Origin of the sequence: Affinundibacterium fentianense (assembly GCF_018139545.1) — a bacterium.
Taxonomy (GTDB): Bacteria; Pseudomonadota; Gammaproteobacteria; order Burkholderiales; family Burkholderiaceae_D; genus Undibacterium; species Undibacterium fentianense.
Genome location: NZ_JAGSPJ010000061.1, coordinates 1 through 228, shown reverse-complemented (window position 1 = coordinate 228; position 228 = coordinate 1). Strand labels below are relative to the sequence as shown.

At 59.6% G+C, this 228-nt stretch carries 1 protein-coding gene; it reads left to right on the top strand.

Translation table 11 applies throughout. The annotated features are described in order from the left end of the window. A partial coding sequence (locus KDM90_RS18600) for a hypothetical protein (RefSeq protein ID WP_212676959.1) occupies positions 1-228 on the top strand: 228 nt, incomplete at both ends.

Below are 228 nucleotides of genomic sequence, written 5' to 3'. Positions count from 1 at the left end.
CCTCGACCTATGCGTACAGCTTGGGTGGCGGTACAGCGACAGCAACGAGTGACTACAACACCACCCCAACGTTCAGCAATGGCGTGAGCTTGGTCGGTAGTAACTTGATCGTCCCAGCGGGCGTGTCTAGCTTCACCGTAACGGTGGCGACGATCGACGACACGATCGTCGACAGTGCCTCCCCAGAAAGTTTGCCATTGGTGATCGGTGGCGTGACCGGTGCCGGCG